At 58.9% G+C, this 22539-nt stretch carries 24 protein-coding genes, 1 pseudogene and 1 riboswitch; of the genes and pseudogenes, 18 read left to right on the top strand and 7 right to left on the bottom strand.

From position 1 onward, the window contains the following. The first annotated feature begins 32 nt into the window (after positions 1-32). From CGZ77_RS07690 to CGZ77_RS07670, 5 genes are all read left to right on the top strand, one after another. Complete coding sequence (locus tag CGZ77_RS07690) at positions 33-905, top strand: YicC/YloC family endoribonuclease (RefSeq protein WP_198344874.1); 873 nt, start codon at positions 33-35, stop codon at positions 903-905. Between the two features lie 164 nt (positions 906-1069). Beyond that, positions 1070-2464, top strand: coding sequence for a Trk system potassium transporter TrkA (gene trkA / locus CGZ77_RS07685; protein ID WP_009425087.1), 1395 nt, complete (start codon positions 1070-1072; stop codon positions 2462-2464). Positions 2465-2631: 167 nt separating this feature from the next. Beyond that, entirely contained in the window at positions 2632-3153 is a 522-nt protein-coding gene (locus CGZ77_RS07680) for a hypothetical protein (protein ID WP_009425088.1), read from the top strand. 196 nt (positions 3154-3349) lie between these two features. After that, positions 3350-4807, top strand: coding sequence for a TrkH family potassium uptake protein (locus CGZ77_RS07675; RefSeq protein ID WP_009425089.1), 1458 nt, complete (start codon positions 3350-3352; stop codon positions 4805-4807). A 64-nt stretch (positions 4808-4871) separates the two neighbouring features. After that, the gene (locus CGZ77_RS07670) at positions 4872-5984 is read left to right on the top strand and encodes an ABC transporter permease (protein ID WP_009425090.1); all 1113 of its coding nucleotides are present in this window, start codon (positions 4872-4874) and stop codon (positions 5982-5984) included. A 237-nt stretch (positions 5985-6221) separates the two neighbouring features. On the opposite strand, the gene nrdD is transcribed toward CGZ77_RS07670, so the two are convergent. Together nrdD and nrdG are read right to left on the bottom strand one after the other, a co-directional pair. After that, positions 6222-8003 (bottom strand): anaerobic ribonucleoside-triphosphate reductase, encoded by a 1782-nt coding sequence (gene nrdD / locus CGZ77_RS07665; RefSeq protein WP_009425091.1) that lies wholly within the window; start codon positions 8001-8003, stop codon positions 6222-6224. 91 nt (positions 8004-8094) lie between these two features. Beyond that, positions 8095-8661: an anaerobic ribonucleoside-triphosphate reductase activating protein gene (gene nrdG / locus CGZ77_RS07660; protein ID WP_009425092.1), complete on the bottom strand. Its 567-nt coding sequence runs from the start codon at positions 8659-8661 to the stop codon at positions 8095-8097. A 194-nt stretch (positions 8662-8855) separates the two neighbouring features. Between nrdG and CGZ77_RS07655 the strand changes: the two genes are divergently transcribed. Further along, on the top strand, positions 8856-9065 hold the full coding sequence (locus tag CGZ77_RS07655) for a hypothetical protein (RefSeq protein WP_036495452.1): 210 nt from the start codon (positions 8856-8858) through the stop codon (positions 9063-9065). A 137-nt stretch (positions 9066-9202) separates the two neighbouring features. Here CGZ77_RS07655 and CGZ77_RS07650 read toward each other — a convergent pair whose 3' ends face one another. Next, positions 9203-10009 (bottom strand): basic amino acid ABC transporter substrate-binding protein, encoded by an 807-nt coding sequence (locus CGZ77_RS07650; RefSeq protein WP_009425094.1) that lies wholly within the window; start codon positions 10007-10009, stop codon positions 9203-9205. A gap of 60 nt (positions 10010-10069) precedes the next feature. Continuing rightward, a complete protein-coding gene (locus tag CGZ77_RS07645; RefSeq protein ID WP_036495453.1) occupies positions 10070-10318 on the bottom strand; it encodes a hypothetical protein in 249 nt (82 codons plus the stop codon). Positions 10319-10385: 67 nt separating this feature from the next. Between CGZ77_RS07645 and CGZ77_RS07640 the strand changes: the two genes are divergently transcribed. The 11 genes and pseudogenes from CGZ77_RS07640 (at position 10386) to fabB (ending at position 19101) form a co-directional block, all read left to right on the top strand. Beyond that, on the top strand, positions 10386-11093 hold the full coding sequence (locus tag CGZ77_RS07640) for a hypothetical protein (RefSeq protein ID WP_009425096.1): 708 nt from the start codon (positions 10386-10388) through the stop codon (positions 11091-11093). Between the two features lie 75 nt (positions 11094-11168). After that, a complete protein-coding gene (gene recO / locus CGZ77_RS07635) occupies positions 11169-11975 on the top strand; it encodes a DNA repair protein RecO (protein ID WP_009425097.1) in 807 nt (268 codons plus the stop codon). After that, positions 11972-12562, top strand: a complete 591-nt coding sequence (locus tag CGZ77_RS07630; protein ID WP_009425098.1) for an SMC-Scp complex subunit ScpB — start codon at positions 11972-11974, stop codon at positions 12560-12562. Before recO ends, CGZ77_RS07630 begins: the two co-directional genes overlap by 4 nt. Before the next feature lie 305 nt (positions 12563-12867). Continuing rightward, a pseudogene (locus tag CGZ77_RS07625) lies at positions 12868-13074 on the top strand (transposase); the annotation flags it as partial. Between the two features lie 155 nt (positions 13075-13229). After that, the gene (gene lptE, locus CGZ77_RS07620; protein WP_009426139.1) at positions 13230-13697 is read left to right on the top strand and encodes an LPS assembly lipoprotein LptE; all 468 of its coding nucleotides are present in this window, start codon (positions 13230-13232) and stop codon (positions 13695-13697) included. Positions 13698-13776: 79 nt separating this feature from the next. Further along, positions 13777-14778, top strand: a complete 1002-nt coding sequence (gene holA / locus CGZ77_RS07615) for a DNA polymerase III subunit delta (protein WP_009426140.1) — start codon at positions 13777-13779, stop codon at positions 14776-14778. Positions 14779-14925: 147 nt separating this feature from the next. Next, a complete protein-coding gene (locus tag CGZ77_RS07610; protein WP_009426142.1) occupies positions 14926-15384 on the top strand; it encodes a hypothetical protein in 459 nt (152 codons plus the stop codon). 73 nt (positions 15385-15457) lie between these two features. After that, positions 15458-15958, top strand: coding sequence for a DUF1841 family protein (locus tag CGZ77_RS07605; RefSeq protein ID WP_009426143.1), 501 nt, complete (start codon positions 15458-15460; stop codon positions 15956-15958). Positions 15959-16031: 73 nt separating this feature from the next. Next, positions 16032-16892 (top strand): phosphoribosylaminoimidazolesuccinocarboxamide synthase, encoded by an 861-nt coding sequence (locus CGZ77_RS07600; RefSeq protein WP_094031083.1) that lies wholly within the window; start codon positions 16032-16034, stop codon positions 16890-16892. Between the two features lie 289 nt (positions 16893-17181). Continuing rightward, entirely contained in the window at positions 17182-17706 is a 525-nt protein-coding gene (gene fabA / locus CGZ77_RS07595; protein WP_009426145.1) for a 3-hydroxyacyl-[acyl-carrier-protein] dehydratase FabA, read from the top strand. Positions 17707-17886: 180 nt separating this feature from the next. Next, positions 17887-19101 carry a beta-ketoacyl-ACP synthase I gene (gene fabB, locus CGZ77_RS07590; protein WP_094031082.1) on the top strand — a complete coding sequence of 405 codons (1215 nt, stop codon included), beginning with the start codon at positions 17887-17889 and terminating at the stop codon, positions 19099-19101. Between the two features lie 111 nt (positions 19102-19212). Here fabB and trxA read toward each other — a convergent pair whose 3' ends face one another. The 3 genes from trxA to CGZ77_RS12085 form a co-directional block, all read right to left on the bottom strand. Next, on the bottom strand, positions 19213-19542 hold the full coding sequence (gene trxA / locus CGZ77_RS07585) for a thioredoxin TrxA (RefSeq protein ID WP_009426148.1): 330 nt from the start codon (positions 19540-19542) through the stop codon (positions 19213-19215). Positions 19543-19948: 406 nt separating this feature from the next. Next, positions 19949-21547, bottom strand: a complete 1599-nt coding sequence (locus CGZ77_RS07580; RefSeq protein ID WP_009426149.1) for an isocitrate lyase — start codon at positions 21545-21547, stop codon at positions 19949-19951. Then, a complete protein-coding gene (locus tag CGZ77_RS12085) occupies positions 21540-21695 on the bottom strand; it encodes a hypothetical protein (protein ID WP_157058129.1) in 156 nt (51 codons plus the stop codon). Before CGZ77_RS12085 ends, CGZ77_RS07580 begins: the two co-directional genes overlap by 8 nt. 318 nt (positions 21696-22013) lie before the next feature. Further along, a riboswitch (PreQ1 riboswitch) is annotated at positions 22014-22058 on the top strand. A gap of 5 nt (positions 22059-22063) precedes the next feature. On the opposite strand from CGZ77_RS12085, the gene queF reads away from it, so the two are divergent. After that, the gene (gene queF / locus CGZ77_RS07575; RefSeq protein WP_009426152.1) at positions 22064-22537 is read left to right on the top strand and encodes a preQ(1) synthase; all 474 of its coding nucleotides are present in this window, start codon (positions 22064-22066) and stop codon (positions 22535-22537) included. Positions 22538-22539 lie beyond the last annotated feature (2 nt).

Raw genomic sequence — 22539 nt, 5'->3', positions numbered from 1 at the left:
TTCACTCGTCTTTAACGAAACGGAGTAAAAACATGACCATCCACAGCATGACGGGCTTTGCCAACGCCGCCGGCGAATGCGGCAGCAAGCGCATCAATCTCGACATCCGCGCGGTAAACCACCGCTATCTCGACGTGCAGTTCAAAATGCCCGACGATCTGCGGCATTTGGAAGGCAGCCTGCGCGAGAAAATCGCAGCGGCGGCTGCGCGCGGCAAAATCGAGTGCCGCATTCAGGTTCAGACGGCCGCGGCGGGCGCGGCGGCTTTGTCGGTCAACCATGCGCTGGCGGCCGAATTGGCGGCCTTGAACGACAAATGGCGCGGTGAGTTCGGCGGTTTGGGCAAGCTGACGGTGGCCGACATTCTGCACTTCCCCGGCGTGCTGGCGGCGCAGTCGGAAGACGAAGAAACCTTTGTTCTGGCCGTGCAGTCGCTGTTGGACGACGCGCTGGCCGAGTTCTCCGCCGCCCGTGCGCGCGAGGGCGAAAAGCTCAAAGCGCATATTCTGGAGCGGCTTTCGGCGATGGACGGCATCGTCGATGCGCTGGCGGGGCAGTTTCCTTCGCTGGTGCAGGTGCATTTGGACAAAGCCCGTGCGCGGCTGGCGGAGGCGGTGGCCAATATCGACGAAGACCGTCTGAAACAGGAATTTGCCCTGTTCATGCAGAAAGCGGATGTGGATGAGGAATTCAGCCGCCTGAAAACGCATATCGGCGAAGTGCGCCGCATCGTTACCGAAGCCAAAGGCAGCATCGGCAAGCGGCTGGATTTTCTGATGCAGGAACTCAACCGCGAAGCCAACACCATCGGCAGCAAGGCGATAGCCGCCGAATGCACGCAGGCTTCGGTGGAGCTGAAAGTGCTGATCGAGCAGATGCGCGAACAGGTACAGAATATCGAATAGCCGTTTCAGACGGCCTAAACCCGTTTTCAGACGGCCTCCATATTAAGAGGCCGTCTGAAAACGCATCTTCAGGCGGAGCCGAAACGTTTTGCGGCATCCCGCAAGCGGGTGTCGGCGCGGGATTTGGTTTAAAATGCCGCCTTTCCCGCAAACCGGCAGACAACGTGAAAATCCTCATCCTCGGCAGCGGCCAGGTCGGCTCGACCATCGCGCAAAACCTCGCCGCCATGCCCAACAACGACGTCACCATCATCGACACCGACGAAAACGCCCTGCGCCACATCGGCACGCAGCTGGACGTGCAGACCATCGTCGGCAACGGCGCTTCGCCCAGCCTGCTGGCGGCGGCGGGCGCGGGCGACAGCGACATGCTGCTGGCGCTGACGCGGCACGACGAAACCAACCTGGCCGCCTGCCGCATCGCCGCCGACCTCTTCAACATCCCCAACCGCATCGCCCGCGTGCGCCTGGCCGACTACCTCGAATACGGCGGCGACGAAGACAACAGCGTGCTCGAAGCCTTCGCCGTTACCGACTCCATCCACCCCGAACAACTCGTGACCGAACGCCTGTCCGCCCTGTTGAGCTACACCAGCGCCTTGCAGGTCTTGCGTTTTGCCGACGACAAAGCCCGCATGGCCGTTGTCCAGGCGCACAACGGCGGCCTGCTCGTCAACCGCCCCATCGCTACCATCGGCGAACACCTGCCCGAAGGCGTCGACTGCCAAATCTGCGCCATCTACCGCAACAACCGCCTCATCGTCCCCACCGCCGAAACCGTCGTTATCGAAGGCGACGAAGTGTTTTTCCTCGCCGACAGCCGCCACGTCAAAACCGTGATGCGCGAATTGCGCCCGCTCGAACAACGCACCCGCCGCGTGATGATCGCCGGCGGCGGCAACATCGGCTACCGCTTGGCCAAACAAATCGAAAAAACCTACGACATCAAAATCATCGAACACAACCCGCAGCGCGCCGAATGGCTGGCCGAACACCTCGACACCAGCCTCGTGCTGCAAGGCTCGGCCACCGACGAAAACCTGCTTTCACACGAATACATCGACGAAATCGACGTCTTCCTCGCCCTCACCAACGACGACGAAAACAACATCATGGCCAGCCTGCTGGCCAAAGACCTCGGCGCCAAGCGCGTGATCACCATCATCAACCGCTCGCGCTATGTCGACCTGCTCGAAGGCAACCAGATCGACATCGTCGTTTCGCCGCACATGATCACCATCGGCAACATCCTCACCCACATCCGCCCGGGTGACGTGGCGGCGGTGCACCCGCTGCGGCGCGGCCACGCCGAGGCCATCGAGGTCGTCGTCCACGGCACGAAAGACACCTCCGCCCTCGTCGGCCGCCGCGTGTCCGACATCAAATGGCCGCCCGGCTGCCACATCGCCGGCCTCGTGCGCGGCGACGAAGTGGTGATGGGGCACAAAGACGACGTGAAAATGCAGGACGGCGACCACCTTATCTTCTTCGTCTCCCGCCGCCGCGTCCTGCGCGAGTTGGAAAAACTGATACAGGTGAAAGTCGGCTTCTTCGGTTGAGGCCGTCTGAAAGCGTAGCTTCAACGAAGTTAAAAACCGACAAACAAGGTGTGCGGCGCAGCCGCGCACGCGGTTTCTGCCGCATCACACACAGCACAGTAAGAACAACGCCTCCCCAAGCCCGTTTTCAGACGGCCTCAAACCGCCGGACACAAAGATTTCCGTTTATGAAACCACTCAAACCCATCCGCCCCGAACCGCAGGCCGCCGCGCTTTTTGACCATTTCGCCGCCGACAAAATGCCGGATACCGGCCGCTGGCTGACACAGGCCGGCCTGCCGTTTGACACAGATGCCGCCTTCGCCCCGTTTGACTGCGTGCGGGCCGACACCTTGTCCAAAGCCGGAAAACGGCTGGACGACGAATTGTGGGAAGGCGTGCAGCGTGAAGCGCTAAACGAAGTGCCGGCCGTGCTCGGCGCACAGGCCAACCGCCTCGGCCCGGCCGCCGCCGCGTTTTTCCATGCCCGCAGGCCGCAGTGGGAAGCGGCGGCCAAACGCTGCAAACTGAAAACACAGGACATCTGCGACGCCCTCTATGCCATCGTTTTGGGTGCATTCTTGGAATACGCGGCCGCAGAACACACGAAAAGCGGGGCGGCCGTTTCCCTCCATCTCGACCTGCTCGCCGTTCTCAACACCGGACACCTGCCCTGCGGCTGGGCATCGGGCAGACTTTATGTTTATTGAGGCCGTCTGAAAAGCCAAAACCAAAGGCGGCAACCCGGTAGGGTGTACCGCCCCAAGGCGGCGCACACGTTCTCCGCCACGCCGCAAACCCCTTTTCAGACGGCCTACAAGCCGCAAAAGGCCGTCTGAAAACCGAAATACCGCTTCCAAAACGCCGCTGCCGCGCGGCCAACAACAAAACGGCAACACAAACACCATGTATTACAAAATCGCCCCGATTATCCACGTCCTCTCCAAGCTGGCCGCGCTCTACGCGCTGCTGCTGCTGATTCCGACGCTGGTGTCCTACCTCTACCACGATTCCGCCTTCCCCGCTTTCGCCAGCACTTCGCTGGTAACGCTGGCCGGCTCGGTGGCCGTGTGGGCGTCGACGCGCAAGCACCACCGCGAGCTGCGCCCGCGCGACGGCTTCACCCTCGTTTTCCTGCTCTGGCTCGGCTTCGCCGCCATCTCCGCCCTGCCCTTTTATTTCCACTACCCGTCTGCCAGCTACACCGACGCCTTTTTCGAAGCCATGAGCGGCCTCACCACCACGGGCGCAACGGTTATTTCCAGCCTCGACACCCTCGCCCCGTCGGTGAACTTCTGGCGACACATGATGAACTGGTTCGGCGGCATGGGCATCATCGTGCTGGCCGTCGCCATCCTGCCCATGCTCGGCGTCGGCGGCACACAGCTTTTCAAAGCCGAAATCCCCGGCATCGACAAAGACAGCAAAATGGCGCCGCGCATTTCGCAGACGGCCAAACGCCTGTGGCTGGTCTACCTCGCCTTCACCCTCATCACCTGCATGGCGCTCAAATGGGCGGGCATGGGCTGGTTCGACGCGGTGTGTCATGCCATGTCGGCCTTCTCGCTGGGCGGCTTTTCCACCCACGACGCCAGCATCGCCTTCTACAAATCGCCCGCCATCGAAGCCGTTATCGCCGCCGCCACCGTGCTGGGCGCCATTAATTTCGCCAACCACTTCGCCGCCGCACAGGAAAAATCGCCGCGCCCCTACTGGCGCGACGAAGAATCGCGCATCATGCTTGTCGTGCTGGCCGCCAGCATCGCCGCCGCCAGCCTGTATATGTGGTACAAAGGCTTCTATTCCCTGCCCGAAGCGCTGCGCTACGTCGGCTTCAACTTCATTTCCACCGGACTGGCGAGCGGCTTTGCCAACACCGATTTTGCCGTGTGGCCGCTGTTTGTCACCCTGTGGATGTTTTTTCTCGCCAACGTGCTGGCCAACACCGGCTCGATGGGTGGCGGCATCAAACTCGCCCGCGCCCTCGTCCTTGCCAAATTCAGCCTGCGCGAAGTGTCGCTGCTGCTGCACCCCAACGCCGTGCGCACCGTCAAACTCAACAAACGCTCCGTGTCCGACCGCACGGCGATGGCCGTGATGGCCTTTATCTTCGTTTATTTCATGACCGTCGTCGCCGCCACCCTCGGCCTGATGGCAAGCGGCATGGATTTGGTGACCGCCCTCTCCGCCGCCATCGCCTGCATCACCAACGCAGGCCCCGGCTTGGGCACCGTCGGTCCGGCCTACAACTATGCCGCCCTCAGCGACCTGCAAAAATGGATCTGCTGCGCCGTGATGCTCTTGGGGCGGCTGGAAATCTTCACCGTTTTCATTCTGTTCACACCCGACTACTGGCGCAAATAGGCCGCCTGAAAGCGGAGTTTCGGCAAAAGGCCGTCTGAAAAGGCCGTCTGAAAGGGAGAAAACCGTGCGCACCCTGAAAAATATCCTTACCCTAACGCTGAAAGAATTCCGCAGCGTCCTCACCGATCCCGTGCTGATGCTGCTCATCGCCTACATCTTCACCGCCACCATCTACCAGATGGCGCAGGTGAGCACCGATGTGAAAAACGCTTCCGTCGCCGTGATCGACCTCGACCGCTCCGCGCTGTCGATGCGCATCCGCGATGCCGTGCAGCCGCCCTATTTCAAAACCGTGCGCGACGTGCGGCGCGAAGATTCCGCCGAAGCGATGGACAAGGGTGAATACACCTTCATCCTCGAAATCCCGCCGCATTTCGAGCGCGACGTACTCTTGGGACGCAGCCCCTCGGCGCAGCTCCTTATCGATGCCACCGCCGTCACGCAGGCGGGCGTCGGCGCGTCTTATCTGTCGCAGATTTTCAGCCGCGAAACCAACGCCTTTGCCGGACGCGAACTGCCGGTGATCGTCAAGCCCGTTATCACCGCCGAATTCAACCCCAACGGCGAAAGCTCATGGTTTATGCCCACCTCGCAAATCGGCACGATGGCGCTGATGCTGCTGATGCTGCTGGCGGGTGCGGCCGTGATCCGCGAGCGCGAACGCGGCACCATCGAACATCTGCTGGTGATGCCCGTCAGCGCTTTCGAGCTGATGATGGGCAAAATCTTCGCCAACGGCACGGTGATTATGCTTGCCGCCCTCGGCTCGCTGTGGTTTGTCGTCCATTTGGGCATCGGCGTGCCGATACAGGGCTCGCTCCTGCTCTACGCGGCGGGCATGGCGCTTTTTATGTTTTCCGCCGCCGCCCTGGGCATCATGATTTCCACCTTCGCCCCGACCATGGGGCAGTTCGGCATGCTGATTCTGCCCGTCTACATCGTGATGAACCTTTTCGCAGGCGGCTCGTCGCCGCGCGACAATATGCCCCGCGCGGCGCAAATCGCCAGCGAATACTGGCCGCTCACCCAGTTTATGAAATTCTCGCAAAACATCGTCTTCCGCGGCGCGGGCATCGAAACCGTGTGGAGCCAGATGCTGGTGATGGCACTGATCGGCACCGCCTTCCTCGCCCTGGCGCTGCTGCGTTTCCGCAAAATGCTGGAACAGCAGGGCTGACCCCGTCCGCCGTTTTTTCGGAAACATTCGCAGCCTGAAAGAAAGGCCGTCTGAAATCTGCTCCCGCGCTTTTTCAGACGGCCGCCAAAAGGCAAAAGGCCGTCTAACCGGCCTGCAAGCTTTATAAAACCGTCCCAAAACCTGCCGTCTTACCCGCCCGCTCCGTCAGGGGCAAAAAAGGCCGTCTGAAAACCCGTGTTTTGGATTTTCAGACGGCCTTTTGCCTGCATTATGTGTCTAAGCCGCTTCGCGGTGGTAATGCCTGAGCGCGTGCTCTTTGCGCCGGCCGCTGCTGAAAGCGGAAACGCGTTTGAGATAACCGATGACGCGGGTGCCGTAGTCGATGTCGTGCGAGCCGCAGCCGCTGCAGGCTTGCAGGGTGCGTTTGTCGATATGGCCGCAGTCGTTGCAGATGGTGATGCGCACGTTGACGCAGAAGTAGTTGCAGCCGGTGCGTGCGGCAATGTCGAGCAACGAGCGGTAGCCGGCTTCGGGCAGGGCTTCGTCGAGATTCAGGTGCAGCGCCGAGCCGCCGTCGAGCCAGTCCACCAGCTCTTTGCCGTGCAGCAGGAATTTGTCGAGCGCGTTGATTTGCTCGTCTTCCACCACGTAGAAATAGGAGTTGTAGCAGTCGCGGCTGACTTTGTAGCCGTCGGCTTTATCCCATTTGGCGTTTTTCACGCCGAGATTTTCGGCGGGCACAAATTCGGTGTTGAATTTCACGCCGTAGTGGCGGCTGGCGGCTTGGTTGGCGTCGAAAATCACTTTCAGACGGCTTTGGACAAACTGAATATAGTCGTCGTTGTAGCCCACGGTGATGCCGTTGGCTTCGGCGGCTTCGGCCATGCCGTTGATGCCGATGGTCAGGAACTGTTTGTCCAGCGTGATAAAGCCTGCGTCGTACACGGGCAGCATACCGGCGGCCTGGTATTCTTCCATCAGCTTGCGGTAGGCGTATTGGTATTTGTGGATTTTGGCGACTTCGGCAGCCAAATCGCGGCCGTCTTGTTCCAAGCGGTTCATATTGATGGTAATCACGTTAATCGAGCCGGTGGCCACGCCGCCCGCGCCGAGCGTGTAGCTAAACGTGCGGTCTTCGATGGCGTTGCGCAGACGGCAGCAGGACGCGAGCGAATCGGGGTTGTCCGACAGATACACGAAAAACGAGTTGCCTTCTGCCAATTCCTTAGCCATTTGGTCGGCAAACACGCCGTCTTTGCACTTGCCGCCGTCGGTGAGCATGGCGGCGGTTACCACGGGGAAAGTCAATACGGCTTTGGTGCGCTCTTGGTTAAACCATTTCAGGAAAAAGTTTTGCAGCTTGGCCACGCTTTCCCACACCGGTTTTTCAAAATCGGGGAAGACGAAATCACCGAACATGGCGTCGAAATAGTATTGATCGTACAGCGAAATATTCCAAAACACGCTCTGATAGCCGCGTGCGGCGGCGGGCTGGTTGATGCTGTACACCACTTGCTGCAGATGGTTGGAGACTTCGGCGGCGTGGGTTTCAAGATAATTTTCGCCGTAGTCTTTGCGGGCGAAGTAGTCGAAATAAGTGAGAAATTCCACGGTGGCGACCGCGCCGGCAAACTGGGCGCTGATGGCAAACACCAGATTGATAAACGAGCCGCAGAACGACGCCAGATGCTTGGGCGCTTTCGATTCGCCGCCGAGCTTACTTAGGCCGTCGAGCAAAAACGGATACAGCGTTACCGACACGCAATAGGGTTTCAGGCTGGTTTCGTCGTGCACATAGATTTCGTGCGCCTCGATTTGGCGGATGTATTCGCGCGCGGTGTCTTCGTCGAAAATCTCGGCGATTTTGCGCGATACTTGGGCGCGGTTCATCTGCACGAAAAAGTCTTTCATGATTTCCGCTTCCATCGTGGCGATGTTTTTCTGCGTAACGTTGGCGTTGGCGTCCATCTTCGAGCCGTCGGCCGCGTTGTGGGCGGAAATATAGTCGTGCATGAACTGCAGTTTGCCGTTTAACTGTTCGGGATGCAGCCGAATCATGTTAAATCCTCCTAAAGTTGGGTTGGAATGGTTTTCAGGCTGCCTTTGCGGGTTTCAGACGGCAGCCTCAAAACGGGGGAAAACAGACGGTTCAGGCCGTCTGAAGAAGGGCTTCGCGGTTCTCCGCCAAGCCTGCCGCTGCCGCCGCGGGGGCGGCAATCGGAATCACTTTGTTGGGCGCGGGTTTGTCTTTAACGAACAAATGGTTGAGCACCTCGCCTGTGCGCAAATCGGTAAATTTCTGGTTGGTCGTCGGGCTGTCCAAGCCGCCCAATTCCATCACCCAGCGGCCGGTTTTCAGATAGGTCAAAAGCGGGATGATGCCGTCTGAAACCGCTTCCAGCTCCTCGCGCTCCAAGCCGGTGTACAAACACGTTTTCAAGCCCGCCGCCGCCACGGTTTGCAGCATTTTTTCCAGCATATCGGGCACCCATTCGCCACCCATAAACAATACGCAGCTGATCAAGCCCGTATAGCGTTTCAGACGGCCTTTAAGGTATTCAACAGTCAATTCCTGCCCCAAGCCCACTTTCCAAGTATCCGCGCTATGGCAGCCCTTGCAGCGCAGCTGGCAGCCTGAAAACAGAAACGCCAGCGACACTTCGCCCGGCACTTCCTGCCATACGATTTGCTCGATGGTGAATTTCAGGGTCTGCATAACGGTTGTCCTTAAAATACTATATATAGTATGAATTTGCTTATTTGAATACTATATGTAGTATTCTAGTCGGCATCATCGGCAGGTGCAACCATAGCGATTGTAAATTTTATAATTTGCTTATTTTTATTGATAAAGAGTTTGCGGCCGTCTGAAAGCGGTGTCGGCGCATCCGAATGACACGGAAAACAGATATGGACAAAAAAACAGAACAGGCGGCACAGGCCGCACGCGCGATAGGCCGTCTGAAAAACAAGGTCGACGATAAGGAGCGCCTGCGTATCTGGCGGGAAACCTGCGCCGATCAGGGCTTGACCGGAGAATTCGTCCTCGCCGCCAAACTCAACGGCGCGGGCTATACGGAGGAGGAGGCGAAGATGGTGGCGGAGCTGTTCGGGCGTTAAGCCCGCGAAATGCTGGCGGAGGCCGTCTGAAAAGGTTTCAGACGGCCTCCTGGCACGAATCCCCGAATCCGTATCTGCCGCACAGAAAAAAGGCCGGAATGCGTTGCATCCGGCCTTTTGATGTTTGGAAAACCCGTTTATTTGGCGAAGTATTTGGCAGAAATCTGATCGTACTCGCCCGATTCGCGCACTTTTTTCAGTGCGCCGTTGAGCATGGCTTGGGTCTGCGTATCGCCCTTGCGCACGGCAAAACCGTAGTTTTCTTCAGTGAAATCGGGCACGGAAACCATAGTGAAGCCTTTGCTGCCGTTGTTTTTCACATAGTTGGCCACCACCGCGCTGTCGCTGATCACGGCGTCGAGGCCGCCGTTTTCCAGCTCTTTGGTAACGAGGGTAATGTTCTCGAAGCGGGCGATTTTGCTGCTGTCGGCGCCGAGGATTTTGCCTGCGGCCAAGTCGCCTGTGTTGCCGGTCACCACGCCGACTTTGTTGACGTTTTTCAAGTCTTCCGCCGATTTGATGTTTTTGCCCTGCGGCACAAGAATCACTTGGGTGATTTTGTAATAAGGATCGGAGAAATCCATCGCCTGCTTGCGCTCGTCGGTGATGGTGACGGCGGAGGCAAGGATGTCCACGTCGCCGTTGCCCAGCGCGGCAAACAGGCTGTCCCACGGCTGGTGTTTGTATTCGACTTTAAAGCCGCCTTCTTTGGCCATGGCGTTCATCAGGTCGATGTCGAAACCTTGGATATTGTTATTGCTGTCCATAAACTCAAACGGGGCAAATTCGGCGTTGGTAGCAACGCGGTAGACTTTGCCGGCATCCTGCCCGCCTGCGGTGGCGGAAGCCTGGCTTTGGTCTTGAGTCTGGCTGCCGCCGCAGCCGGCCAGCAGAGCCGCGCAGGCCAGCACGGCTGCGAAAAGTTTGGTTTTTGCGGGTTTCATAATCCGGTTCCTTTCGATTTTTCGGTCGTTTTCTGATTAGGGCGCGAGTTTATCACGAATTTACTCTTTTTCACGGAAAAAGGCATAAGTCACATCGTGGAACAAATCCACATGCGGGCTGTCTTCGTAGGCCAGGCGGTCGAGTTCGTCTTCAAAGGCAAGCTGCACGGATTCGACCACGTTTTGCGCCGTTTCCGCCGGCAGGCCGCGCAGCAGGCCTTTGAAGGCCACGGCCAAAACGCGGTTCTGCATACGCAGCGCCTCGTTGGCTTCTTCCAAATATTCCAAACGCTGTTCGATGTCTGCCATCGTCCGAACCTTTCGCGGTTTTCTGTTAAAATGGCGCGCATTATAAGCCGTACCGCCGAAGATAACCATGTCGAACAATCAGCCCGAATGGGAAAGAAAACTGGAGCAGATGCGCGCCAAACGCGGCAAACCCGCTCCTGCCGGCGAAGCCGCCGCGCCCGTGCAGAATGCCGCGCCGAAAAACCACCGTGCGCATGCCGAATACAAAAAGCAAATCCTGCAAAACTATCTGAAAAACTGGCAAAACCGCCACAACGCGGCGCTGGCGGGCGAGCTGACGGAAACCGACGCCACCGTGCTGCTCGAAGAAGACTGGCTGAACGCGCAAAATGCCCTGCAGGGCAATGTCAAAACGCAAAACGTACTCGACAGACAAACCGTCTGGTTCAACCCGAAACATCATGCCGCGCCGCAGGCGCAAAGCGACACAGAGGGCGAAAAAGACGGCGAAACCATCGCTGCATTCAGCCCGCAGGACATCCCCGTCAGCGTCAACGTTCTCGACCCGCAGGGCGTGCCCGCCTCCCGCCCCGTGTTCTGCCTTTCGGAACAGGAGCTGGTGGAGCGCCTGCTGCACCGCCTGATGCCGCACCTGACCGACGCCGTCAACGGCCTGGTACGCACCGCCATCACCCGCCAGGCCGCCAATCTCAACCAGCAGCTTTATCAGGCCGTGCAGAGCGAAATGCCCGATTTGGTGAAAGACATCCTCGACTACAACCTGAAAAACGTGCTGACCGAATTGAAATACGACGTCAAATACAGCAAAAAATAAACGGCAAAGGCCGTCTGAAAAAGCGCCTGCCCAAACCGGCAGCGCTTTTTCAGACGGCCTCTCGCATTCCCCACCATGTCCGACAAAAACAGCCGCATCAACCACGAACCCGCCTTCCTGCTCTCAGCCGCCCCGTGGCGCGAAAGCAGCCTGCGGCTCGAAATGTACAGCCGCCGCTACGGCCGCGTCGCCCTGATTGCCCGCAGCGCGCGCAAACGCCAGAGCGAGCTGCGCGGCGTACTCGTTCCCTTCGTGCCCGTCAGCGTATCGTGGTACGGCAGCGCCGAACTCAAAACCCTGCACCGCGCCGAATGGCTGGGCGGCCGCCCGCAGCCGCAGGGGCGCGCCCTGTTCAGCGGCCTCTACCTCAACGAACTCGTCCTCAAACTCACCGCCCGCGAAGACCCGCACCCGCGCCTCTACGACGCCCTCGACCAAGCCCTTGCCGCCGTCTGCACCCAAGCCGCCCACACCGCCGCCCTGCGCCGCTTCGAGTGGCAGCTTTTAAGCGAACTGGGCTACGCGCCCGATCTCGAATACGACATCGGCGGCAAGCCCGTCAGCGCACAGGCGCACTACCTTATCGAACCCGAACAGCCGCCGCAGCCCGTTCCGCCCGACACCCGCGCCGACGGCAAAACCGCCGTCACCGCCGCAGGCAGCGCCCTATTGCAGCTGCGCGAAGGCGTGTTCGACAGCGGCGCCGCACAGCAGCAGGCGCTGAAAATCACCCGTCTGCTGCTCGACTTCCGCCTGCCCGAAGGCATACAGTCGCGCCGCGTCCTGCAACAGCTGCAAACCTTCCAAACCGCCTTTTCAGACGGCCTCCCGCAGCCCGAAAGGCCGTCTGAAAAAACCGCCGACACCGACACACAGCCATGACCGACACCCTCCCGCCCGACGCCCTCATCGAAGCCGCCCTGCTCACCCAGTCCGAACCGCTCGGCGAAAAAGCCCTGCGCAAACTGTGCGACCCGCCCCTGTCGCAGGACAAACTCATCGACGTGCTCGGCAGCCTCAAAGCCCGCTGGCAGAACCGCGCCCTGCAACTGGTTCACAGCGGCGAGGGCTGGCGTTTCCAAATCGCCCCCGCCGCCTTCGCGCGGCTGGGCGCTTTGCAGGAAACGCGCAGCCCGCGCTACTCCCGCGCCGTGATGGAAACCCTGGCCATCATCGCCTACCAGCAGCCCGTCACGCGCGGCGACATCGAAGGCATACGCGGCGTTGCCGTTTCGCAAAATGTGATGCAGACCCTGCTCGACCGCGGCTGGATAGAAACCATCGGCCAGCGCGACACCGTCGGCCGCCCCGCCCTGTGGGCAACCACGCCCGCCTTCCTCGCCGACTTGCAGCTCGATTCCCTCGAACAGCTCCCGCCGCTTACCGAGCTGGGCGAACTCGTCCTGCCCGAACTGCCGCAGGCGGCCGGTGCGGATAACGGTGCGGAAGAAGAAACGGAAGACGCCTGAAACCGCTTTTCCCTGTCCGCCCCCGTTTTAGTTTCGCTTTCAGAAACGCCATTCCGCAGGCGGAAACGGCCTCAGCCGCCCGCCGCATTCTGCGGTAGAATGCCGCCTTGCGCCGCAGGCCGTCTGAAACGGCTGCTGCGCCCGACCCGCAAACCCCGTCCGCTTTTTCAGAAGGGGCTGTACTAGATAAGCAGTCATGTCAGACTGCAAAAATGAAGATAACCCGTTGTAAACTAAAAAAGAGTATTCAAAAGAAACTGCTTCAGTTTTTTGTACTCGAAGTTACTGCCCGTTCGGCCGCCGATATTAATCACAGCAAGCTGTTTGCCGACAGACAGAACCATATCAACGGCATTGAAAATTTCTGGAATCAGGCAAAGCGCGTACTGCGCAAATACAATGGAATCGACCGTAAATCTTTCCCGCTTTTCTTGAAAGAATGCGAGTTCCGTTTTAACTTTGGCACACCCTCCGAGCAGCTTAAAGTGCTGCGTCGGTGGTGTGAAATTTAGGGCTTATCTAGTACAGCCCCTTTCAGAAACCCCATCCCGCATAGGCGGCAACGGCCTCCCGCCGCCATACCCGCAAACGCGCATACCGCAACGTCGCCTGTTTTCAGACGGCCTCCGCTTTCAGACGGCCTTTGTGCCGCCGCCGAGGAACAACGATGAAAAAACTCCTGCTCGCCGCCGCCCTGCTTCCCGCCGCCTGCGGCTTCCACCTCAAAGGCACGCAAACCTACGACCGCCTGCCCTACCAAACCTGGCACATCGAAGGCGCAGAGCTGCAACGCCCGCTGGAAAACGCCCTGCGCCGCTCCGATGGCACGCCCGCTTCCGCCGCCGCCGCGCAGGCCGTGTTGAAAGTGGAAAACGTCGAAACACAGAAAGACGTACTCACCATCACCCGCGCCGCCCTCGTCAGCGAATACCGCCTGGCGCTCAAAGCGCAGGCGCAGGTTTACCGCAACGGCAAGGCTGAAGGCACGCCCATTGTGGTGGAAGTGCGCCGCACCCTCGAATATGCCGACAGCGAAGTGCTGGGCAAACAGGAAGAGGAAACCATGATCCGCAACGAAATGGCCGAAGACGCGGCGCAGCAGATCGTCCGCCGCCTCTCCTTCCTGCCCCATTGAGCGCCATTTTCCGTTTTTCCCGTTTTTCAGACGGCCTTCTTTCTTCGGAGGCCGTCTGAAAGCACATCCGATTTGCGCCATGCCCGTACAAAACATCGAAACCCTCACCCCCGACACCCCCCTGCCGCCCCTCTGCCTTATCCACGGCGAAGAAGACCTGCTGCGCGTCGAAGCCCTCGACACCCTGCGCGCCGCCGCGAAAAAACAGGGCTATCTCAACCGCGAGTCATACACGCCGGAAACCGCCGCCGACTGGGACGAAATCCTGTCGTCCGCCAACAGCATCGGCCTCTTCGCCGATTTGAAACTGCTGGAAATCCACATTCCGAACGGCAAACCGGGCAAAGCGGGCGGCGACACCCTGCAAAAGCTGGCGGAAAACCTGCCCGAGGACACCGTTACCCTCGTTCTGCTGCCCAAGCTGGAAAAAGCGCAGACGCAGGCCAAATGGTTTGCCGCCCTCGCCAAACACGGCAGCGTCTACGAAGCCAAAGCCGTGTCCGGCCACACCCTGCCCGCGTGGATCAAAGGCCGTCTGAAAGCGCAAAATCTCGACATCGAAGCCGACGCCCTCGCCCTGTTCGCCGAACGCGTCGAAGGCAACCTTTTGGCCGCCAAACAGGAAATCGACAAACTCGCCCTGCTCTATCCGCCGGGACACACCGTCGGTATGGCCGAAGCGGAACAGGCCGTGGCCAACGTCGCCCGTTTCGACGTTTTCCAACTGTCGGCCGCATGGATGGGCGGCGACGCCGCGCGCACCGTCAGGCTGCTCGAAGGTTTGGCAGCCGAAGGCGAAGAACCTGTTTTGCTGCTGTGGGTGCTGGCTGAAGACATCCGCACCCTCATCCGCCTCACCGCCGCCCTGAAACAGGGGCAGAGCGTGCAGGCCGTGCGCGGCAGCCTGCGCCTGTGGGGCGACAAGCAAACCCTCGCGCCGCAGGCTGCCCGCCGCATCGGCATCACCCGCCTCATCGCCGCCTTACAGGAATGCGCCCGCACCGACCGCATCATCAAAGGCGCGGAAACGGGCGACGCCTGGGCGGCCTTCCGCCAGACGGTTTGCGCTTTAGCCGCTTAGAGCGCATTGATGCCCGCCATCGCCGCACCGGCTGAGGCCGTCTGAAACGCATGGCAAACCGCTTCGCGCCGCGTTAAGAAAGATGCGCCGAATGTCAGTTTCGGTTTACAATCCGCCCTTTGCAAAACACCAATAAAGAGAAACGCCATGAACCCGATGTTTGTCAAACCCGCCATCCGCATCTCCATCATCGCCGCCGTCATCACCGGCATCCTCATCCTCTTCGGCGTGCGCTGGTGGGTGGCCGTGTTAAGCGTGCTGCTTGCCGCCGCTATCATTGCCCTGCTCGCCGTGTGGGCGGTGAAACGCCAGCGCAAACAGTTTGCCGACCGCCTCAAATCCTTCAACATCGACCCCGAAAGCGGCCGCATCAATCCCGCCGACCTGCGCCGCATGTACAACAGCGGCGGCCAGGCGCAGAAAGACGCCGTGCTCATCTACTGCATGGCCAACAACAACTGCCCGCCCGAAGAAGCGCACAAATTCTTCAAAGAAACCTCGCCCTTCAACGCCAAAAACCGTCAGGCGCAAATCAAAGCCATGCAGGAAATGCAGGCGCAGCAGCGCAAAGGAAAAGGCAAGGGTAAAGGCGGCCGCTTCCGCTAAACCACATAGGCCGTCTGAAAACGGATTTCCGGTTTTCAGACGGCCTCAAACCGCAAAAAGCCCACAGCAGACCATGTACGACGTAAACACCCACGACGTGCGCCGCTTCTTCGCCAACGTATGGAAAGAACGGCTCAATCCCCTCGCCCTCGACGGTTTGCAGCAAAAAGCCCTGCGCATCATCGAAGCCCATCAGGAATACGCCGAATACCTCGAACACGTCGAAAACTACCTCGACACCGAATGGAAACCGGAAAACGGCCGCGAAAACCCCTTCCTCCATCTCTCGCTGCACCTCTCCATCCAAGAGCAGGCCGCCATCGACCAACCGCCCGGCATCCGCGCCATCCACCAAAGCCTCACCGCCAAACACAACGGCGACTGGGTCGCCGCCGAACACCAAATGATGGAAGCGCTGGCCGAAACCGTGTGGGAAGCACAGCGCTACGGCAAAGGCTTGGACGTCAACGCCTACATCACCCGCCTGCGCCGCCTCGTCGGCCTCGGCCAGGAAGAAAACGCCCGCATCAACCCGCACGAAGTGCCGCTGTCCGACAAAATCAGCGGCCGCTGAAATCCTGTAAAGGCCGTCTGAAACCCTTTTTTCAGACGGCCTTCCACCCTTCAACGCAACCCGAAAGAGCAGCATGAACAACATCAGCCTGAAAAAAACCTACTCCGGCAAAGTCCGCGACCTCTACGAAATCGACGACAAGCGTATGCTGATGGTCGCCACCGACCGCCTGTCCGCCTTCGACGTTATCCTGCCCGAACCCATCCCCGGCAAAGGCGAAATCCTTACGCAGATTTCCAACTTCTGGTTTGAAAAACTCAAGCACATCATGCCCAACCACTTCACCGGCGACACCGTTTACGACGTTCTGCCCGAAAACGAAGCCCGCGCCGTCGAACAACGCGCCGTCGTTGCCAAACGCCTCACGCCCGTGAAAATCGAAGCCATCGTGCGCGGCTATCTGGCCGGCAGCGGCTGGAAGGAATACCAAAAAAACGGCACCGTCTGCGGCATCCGCCTGCCCGATGGACTGCGCGAAGCCGACAAACTGCCCGAAGTGCTGTTCACCCCGTCCACCAAAGCCGAAGTCGGCGGCCACGACGAAAACATCAGCTTCGCCGAATGCGAAAAAATCATCGGCAAAGAACTCGCCGCCCAAGTGCGCGACAAAGCCGTCGCCCTCTATACGGAAGCCGCCGCCTACGCCGAAACGCGCGGCATCATCATCTGCGACACCAAATTCGAGTTCGGCCTCGACGAAAACGGCACGCTCACCCTGATGGACGAAGTGCTCACCCCCGATTCCAGCCGCTTCTGGCCGAAAGAACACTACCGCCCCGGCAGCAACCCGCCCTCCTTCGACAAACAGTTTGTGCGCGACTGGCTGGAACAAAGCGGTTGGGACAAACAGCCGCCCGCGCCTCAGGTGCCCGCCGACATCATCGGAAAAACCGCCGCCAAATACCGCGAAGCCCTGCGCCTGCTCACCGAGTAAACCGCACCGTTTTTCAGAAACGTCATTCCCGCATAGGCGGGAACGGCCTTATCCTCCGAGGCCGTCTGAAAACACACATTCCAAAGAGCCGACAGGCTTTGGATACGCGAAACGCCTCCCTGCACGGGAGGCGTTTCGCATTTTTCGCCCGCCCCGCGCGCCGCCTCATGTAAATTCTGCTAAATACACCGGCAGCACATTGCGGGATTGACCGTGCTGCAATAGAATGCGCGTCTTTTAGAGCTTAGTCTCTAAACTCAAATCACAACATCCGACGCAAAGGAACCCCATGACCACCTTCACCCCCCAATCCAGCTACACCAAAGAAGAACTGCTCGCCTGCGGGCGCGGCGAACTGTTTGGCGCGGGCAACGCCCAGCTGCCGCTGCCCGATATGCTGATGATCGACCGCATCGTCGAAATCAACAACACCGGCGGCAAATACGGCAAGGGCGAAATCATCGCCGAACTCGACATCAACCCCCACTTGTGGTTCTTCGACTGCCATTTTCAGGGCGACCCCGTGATGCCCGGCTGCCTCGGTTTGGACGCCATGTGGCAGCTGGTCGGCTTCTTTCTCGGCTGGACGGGCGCTCCCGGGCGCGGCCGCGCGCTCGGCTGCGGCGAAGTGAAATTCAGCGGCCAGGTGCTGCCCAAACACAAAACCGTGCGCTACCACATCCACATCAAGCGCGTGATGAACAGCAAACTGGTGCTGGGCATTGCCGACGCCGAAATGAGCGTGGACGGCCGCACCATCTACGAAGGCAACGGCCTGCGCGTCGGCCTGTTCACCACCACCGACGACTTCTAAACCGCCCTTTCAGGCTGCCCCCAATCCCAAACAGGCAGCCTGAAAACACAAAAAACCGCTTTTCAGACGGCCTCCGTCCCAAACAAAGCCGAAGCAGCCTGAAAACCACCCGCAAGCCGCCCACACCAACCCAGGCCGTCTGAAAACCTTTCAGGCTGCCACCCCACCGGAGTTTGAACCATGAAACGCGTCGTCGTAACCGGCATCGGCATCGTATCCAGCCTCGGCAACAACTGCCGCGAAGTCCTCGCCGCCCTGCAAAACCTGAAATCCGGCATTTCGTTTGACGAAAGCTACCGCGAAATGGGCATGCGCTCCCACGTGGCCGGCAACATCAAAATCGACCCCAAAGACCACATCGACCGCAAAATCCTGCGCTTTATGGGCAACGCCCCCGCCTACGCCTACATCGCCATGCAGGAAGCCATCGCCAACGCCGGCCTCACCGAAGAGCAGGTTTCCAACATCCGCACCGGCATCGTCGCCGGCAGCGGCGGCGCATCGTCGGCATCGCAAGTGGAAGCCGCCGACATCCTGCGCGCAAGCGGCGTCAAACGCGTCGGCCCCTACGGCGTAACCAAAACCATGGCATCCACCGTTGCCGCCTGCCTGGCCACGCCGTTTAAAATCAAAGGCGTAAACTACTCCATCAGCTCCGCCTGCTCCACCTCCGCCCACTGCATCGGCCATGCAGCCGAGCTTATCCAGTTGGGCAAACAAGACATCGTTTTCGCCGGCGGCGGCGAAGAAGTCCACTGGGCGATGAGCAGCCTGTTCGACGCCATGGGCGCGCTCTCCACCAAATACAACGACACCCCCGAACGCGCCAGCCGCGCCTACGACGCCCACCGCGACGGCTTCGTCATCTCCGGCGGCGGCAGCATCTTGGTGATGGAAGAATACGAACACGCCAAAGCGCGCGGCGCCAACATCCTGTGCGAACTCACCGGCTACGGCGCCACCTCCGACGGCTGCGACATGGTGCAGCCCTCCGGCGAAGGCGCCGTGCGCTGCATGCAGATGGCACTCGCCCAACACGGCGGCAGCGTCGACTACATCAACGCCCACGGCACCTCCACCCCCGTCGGCGACACCAAAGAACTCGCCGCCATCCGCGAAGCCTTCGCCGGCCAAGACGTGCCGCTGATCAGCTCCACCAAATCCCTCTCCGGCCACGCCCTCGGCGCCGCCGGCTCCAACGAAGCCATCTACTCCATCCTGATGATGCAAAACGACTTCGTCTGCGCCAGCGCCAACATCGAAACCCTCGACGAACACGCCGCCGGCCTGCCCATCGTCCGCGAAAACCGCAGCCTGAAACTCAAGGCCGTAATGTCCAACAGCTTCGGCTTCGGCGGCACCAATGCCACGCTGGTGTTCAGCAGGGTGGAATAAGCGCAGCAAAAGCCGCATTAGTCACGAAATGCGGCTTTTCAGACGGCCTCAAAAGCAAAAACGGTATGCCTGATGGCATACCGTTTCTTTTTTAAACTTTTACCGTATTACTCAAATCGAAGCGTTGACAAATGCAGTCAGTTGGCCTTTTGCCAAAGCGCCGACTTTGGTGGCGACGTTTTTGCCGTCTTTGAACACCATCAAAGTCGGGATGCCGCGTACGCCGAATTGGGCGGGGGTTTGTTCGTTTTCGTCGATGTTGATTTTGACGATTTTCAGACGGCCTGCAAATTCGGCGGCCAAATCGTCGAGTATCGGCGCAATCATTTTGCACGGGCCGCACCAAGGCGCCCAGAAGTCAAGCAATACGGGCACGTCGGATTTCAATACGTCCTGTTCGAAGCTGGCATCGGTGGCATGTACGATCAATTCGCTACTCATTTTTTGTCCTTTTTAAGGGTTGGAAAAATACGGCGGACAGAATAGTGGCTAAGCATGCCGATTTCAAGTGCGGCGCGGCATGATAGTTTTGCGGTATGGAGGCGATACCCGGCCTCGGGCGGCAAAGGCCGTTCCCGCCTACGCGGGAATGACGTTTTTGAACTCCTTGCACCGACGGAGCAAAAGCGGATTTCGCCTGACCGCAAATGCAAAAAGCGGCAACCCTTGCGGGGTTGCCGAATACCTCAAATCAGAGATTTACGCTTCACAAACATACAGGCTGAGCCTGCACTCTGTCCGCTCGACTCAAATGCGCACGGACAAAGACGGTCGGTTTTCAGACGGCCTAACGGCTTTTTTCTGCTGCGGCCTTTGCGGCCGTCTGAAAACCCTGTGGCGTCACGAATCAGTGGAACTGGTTCATGGTGTTGTCTTTGCCGCCCGCTTTCAAAGCGGCTTCGCCGGCAAAGTATTCTTTGTGATTGTCGCCGATGTCGGAGCCCGCCATGTTCTGATGTTTCACGGTGGCGATGCCCTGGCGGATTTCCTGACGCTGCACGCCTTTGACATAGGCCAGCATGGCTTCGTCACCGAAGTAGCCTTTGGCCAGATTGTCGGTGGACAGGGCTGCGGTGTGGTAGGTCGGCAGGGTAATCAGGTGGTGGAAGATGCCGGCCTGGGCGGAGGCGTCGCGCTGGAAGGTGCGGATGCGCTCGTCGGCTTCTTTGGCCAGCTCGGTGTCGTCGTAGTCGGCGGACATCAGTTTGGCGCGGTCGTAAGCCGATACGTCTTTGCCGGCTTCTTTCCAAGCGTCGAACACCTGCTGGCGGAAATTCAGCGTCCAGTTGAACGACGGGCTGTTGTTGTACACCAGCTTGGCGTTGGGAATGACCTGGCGCACGCGGTCGATCATTTCCTTAATCTGGCCGATATGCGGTTTTTCGGTTTCGATCCACAAAAGGTCGGCGCCGTTTTGCAGGGAGGTGATGCAGTCGAGTACCACGCGGTCGACACCGGTGCCTTTTTTGAACTGGAACAGGTTGCTCGGCAGGCGGGTGGGCTTGATGGTTTTGCCGTTGGTGTTGACGATAACGTCGCCTGCTTTCACTTGGCTCAGGTCGGTGATTTCTTCGCCTTCGAGGAAGCTGTTGTATTGGTCGCCCAAATCGCCCGGTTGGCTGGAGAAGGCGATTTGCTTGGTCAGACCCGCGCCGAGGGAGTCGGTGCGCGCAACAATCACGCCGTTGTCCACGCCCAATTCCAAGAACGCGTAGCGCACTGCGTTGATTTTGGCGAGGAAGTCGACGTGCGGCACGGTCACTTTACCATCTTGGTGGCCGCATTGTTTTTCGTCGGACACTTGATTTTCAATCTGGATGCAGCACGCGCCCGCTTCGATCATTTTTTTCGCCAGCAGGTAGGTGGCTTCCGCATTGCCGAAACCGGCGTCGATATCGGCGATAATCGGCACGACGTGGGTTTGGAAATTGTCGATTTGGTTTTGGATGTCGGCGGCCTTGGCGGTGTCGCCTGCGGCGCGGGCTTCGTCGAGCGCGGTAAACAGCAGGTCAAGCTCGCGGGCGTCGGCCTGTTTCAGGAAGGTGTAGAGCTCTTCAATCAGCGCGGGCACGGAGGTTTTTTCGTGCATGGACTGGTCGGGCAGCGGGCCGAACTCGGAGCGCATACCGGCAACCATCCAGCCGGAAAGGTAGAGATAGCGTTTGTTGGGCGTTTGGTGGTGTTTTTTCACTGCAATCAGCTTCTGTTGGCCGACAAAGCCGTGCCAGCAGCCCAAAGATTGGGTGTAATTGGCCGGGTTTGCGTCGTATTCGGCCATATCGCGGCGCATGATGTCGGCCGTGTATTTGGCGATGTCCAAACCGGTTTTGAAACGGTTTTGCAGACGCATACGGGCAACGTATTCGGGCGTGATGGCTGCCCAGCCGCTGCCGTTTGCCTGTTTGGTTTGTTCTGCCGCTTTGATTTCTTCCTGATACTTAGCCATTTTGCAATGCTCCTTTTTTTCTCATCTGATTTTTCGGATAATCCGCCGCCTGCTGCATTTGTAGTTCCATGTAGTCGGCTGGCGTGAACGGGAATTTACCTGCGTTTACGCTGCTTGCCAAGCGCCGCAAACGGATTTTCTGCCTCAAACAGCCGCCTTGCAGGCAAAAATCAGGCTGCTTTTTAAAATTTTTTCGCCGCACACGCCGTTTTGCGCGGATTTTATGCCCGACAAAGGCCGTTTTAAGAAATTTAGTGGCTATTTAGATATTACTGGAAGCAGTCTGCGAAAAAACATTTTGATTTAAAACGAATAAAACATTCGTATTTTTGTAATCTTTTGTAGTATTAAACATAAAGGCCGTCTGAAAACGATGGTGTAGAGGCGAAAAAGCCCGGCATTGCACGACAAAACGCGATTTTCTTTTGCGCTTTCGCCGCTTTGCCTTACAATCCTCGCCTTTTCGCAAACTGTGGTTCGCAATCCCCCCACAATAAAAAACTAAGGAAACCTTCAATGTCCCGTTCTTCAGAAGAACTGCACGGCCTCAGCCTGTTGGGCAACGGCCATACGCAGTATCAAAGCCAATATGCTCCCGAAGTTTTGGAAGCGTTCGACAACAAACATCCCGGCAACGATTATTTTGTCAAATTCGTCTGTCCCGAATTCACCAGCCTCTGCCCGATGACCGGCCAGCCCGATTTCGCCACCATCGTTATCCGCTACATTCCCGACATCAAAATGGTGGAAAGCAAATCGCTGAAACTTTATCTTTTCAGCTTCCGCAACCACGGCGATTTTCATGAAGACTGCGTCAACATCATCATGAAAGACCTGATTGCCCTGATGCAGCCGCGCTACATCGAAGTGCACGGCATCTTCACCCCGCGCGGCGGCATCGCCATCCACCCCTTCGCCAACTGGGGACGCCCCGGCACGCCTTTCGAACAAACCGCGCGCGAACGCCTGATGCGACACGATATGGACTGAGG

This window comes from Neisseria sp. KEM232, from assembly GCF_002237445.1.
In the GTDB taxonomy this organism is placed as follows: Bacteria; Pseudomonadota; Gammaproteobacteria; order Burkholderiales; family Neisseriaceae; genus Neisseria.
This window is presented reverse-complemented; position numbering and strand designations above follow the sequence as displayed.

Bases quoted from the DNA above. Each gene is read 5' to 3' on its own strand.
- CGZ77_RS07650 (WP_009425094.1), bottom strand. From the start codon at position 10,009: ATGAAACCCGCAAAAACCAAACTTTTCGCAGCCGTGCTGGCCTGCGCG.
- nrdG (WP_009425092.1), bottom strand. From the start codon at position 8,661: ATGCAGACCCTGAAATTCACCATCGAGCAAATCGTATGGCAGGAAGTG.
- CGZ77_RS07630 (WP_009425098.1), top strand. From the start codon at position 11,972: ATGACCGACACCCTCCCGCCCGACGCCCTCATCGAAGCCGCCCTGCTC.
- nrdD (WP_009425091.1), bottom strand. From the start codon at position 8,003: ATGATTCGGCTGCATCCCGAACAGTTAAACGGCAAACTGCAGTTCATG.
- holA (WP_009426140.1), top strand. From the start codon at position 13,777: ATGCCCGTACAAAACATCGAAACCCTCACCCCCGACACCCCCCTGCCG.
- fabB (WP_094031082.1), top strand. From the start codon at position 17,887: ATGAAACGCGTCGTCGTAACCGGCATCGGCATCGTATCCAGCCTCGGC.
- CGZ77_RS07645 (WP_036495453.1), bottom strand. From the start codon at position 10,318: ATGGCAGACATCGAACAGCGTTTGGAATATTTGGAAGAAGCCAACGAG.
- recO (WP_009425097.1), top strand. From the start codon at position 11,169: ATGTCCGACAAAAACAGCCGCATCAACCACGAACCCGCCTTCCTGCTC.
- CGZ77_RS07680 (WP_009425088.1), top strand. From the start codon at position 2,632: ATGAAACCACTCAAACCCATCCGCCCCGAACCGCAGGCCGCCGCGCTT.
- CGZ77_RS07655 (WP_036495452.1), top strand. From the start codon at position 8,856: ATGGACAAAAAAACAGAACAGGCGGCACAGGCCGCACGCGCGATAGGC.
- trxA (WP_009426148.1), bottom strand. From the start codon at position 19,542: ATGAGTAGCGAATTGATCGTACATGCCACCGATGCCAGCTTCGAACAG.
- lptE (WP_009426139.1), top strand. From the start codon at position 13,230: ATGAAAAAACTCCTGCTCGCCGCCGCCCTGCTTCCCGCCGCCTGCGGC.
- CGZ77_RS07610 (WP_009426142.1), top strand. From the start codon at position 14,926: ATGAACCCGATGTTTGTCAAACCCGCCATCCGCATCTCCATCATCGCC.
- fabA (WP_009426145.1), top strand. From the start codon at position 17,182: ATGACCACCTTCACCCCCCAATCCAGCTACACCAAAGAAGAACTGCTC.
- CGZ77_RS07690 (WP_198344874.1), top strand. From the start codon at position 33: ATGACCATCCACAGCATGACGGGCTTTGCCAACGCCGCCGGCGAATGC.
- CGZ77_RS07675 (WP_009425089.1), top strand. From the start codon at position 3,350: ATGTATTACAAAATCGCCCCGATTATCCACGTCCTCTCCAAGCTGGCC.
- CGZ77_RS07605 (WP_009426143.1), top strand. From the start codon at position 15,458: ATGTACGACGTAAACACCCACGACGTGCGCCGCTTCTTCGCCAACGTA.
- queF (WP_009426152.1), top strand. From the start codon at position 22,064: ATGTCCCGTTCTTCAGAAGAACTGCACGGCCTCAGCCTGTTGGGCAAC.
- CGZ77_RS07580 (WP_009426149.1), bottom strand. From the start codon at position 21,547: ATGGCTAAGTATCAGGAAGAAATCAAAGCGGCAGAACAAACCAAACAG.
- CGZ77_RS07640 (WP_009425096.1), top strand. From the start codon at position 10,386: ATGTCGAACAATCAGCCCGAATGGGAAAGAAAACTGGAGCAGATGCGC.
- CGZ77_RS07600 (WP_094031083.1), top strand. From the start codon at position 16,032: ATGAACAACATCAGCCTGAAAAAAACCTACTCCGGCAAAGTCCGCGAC.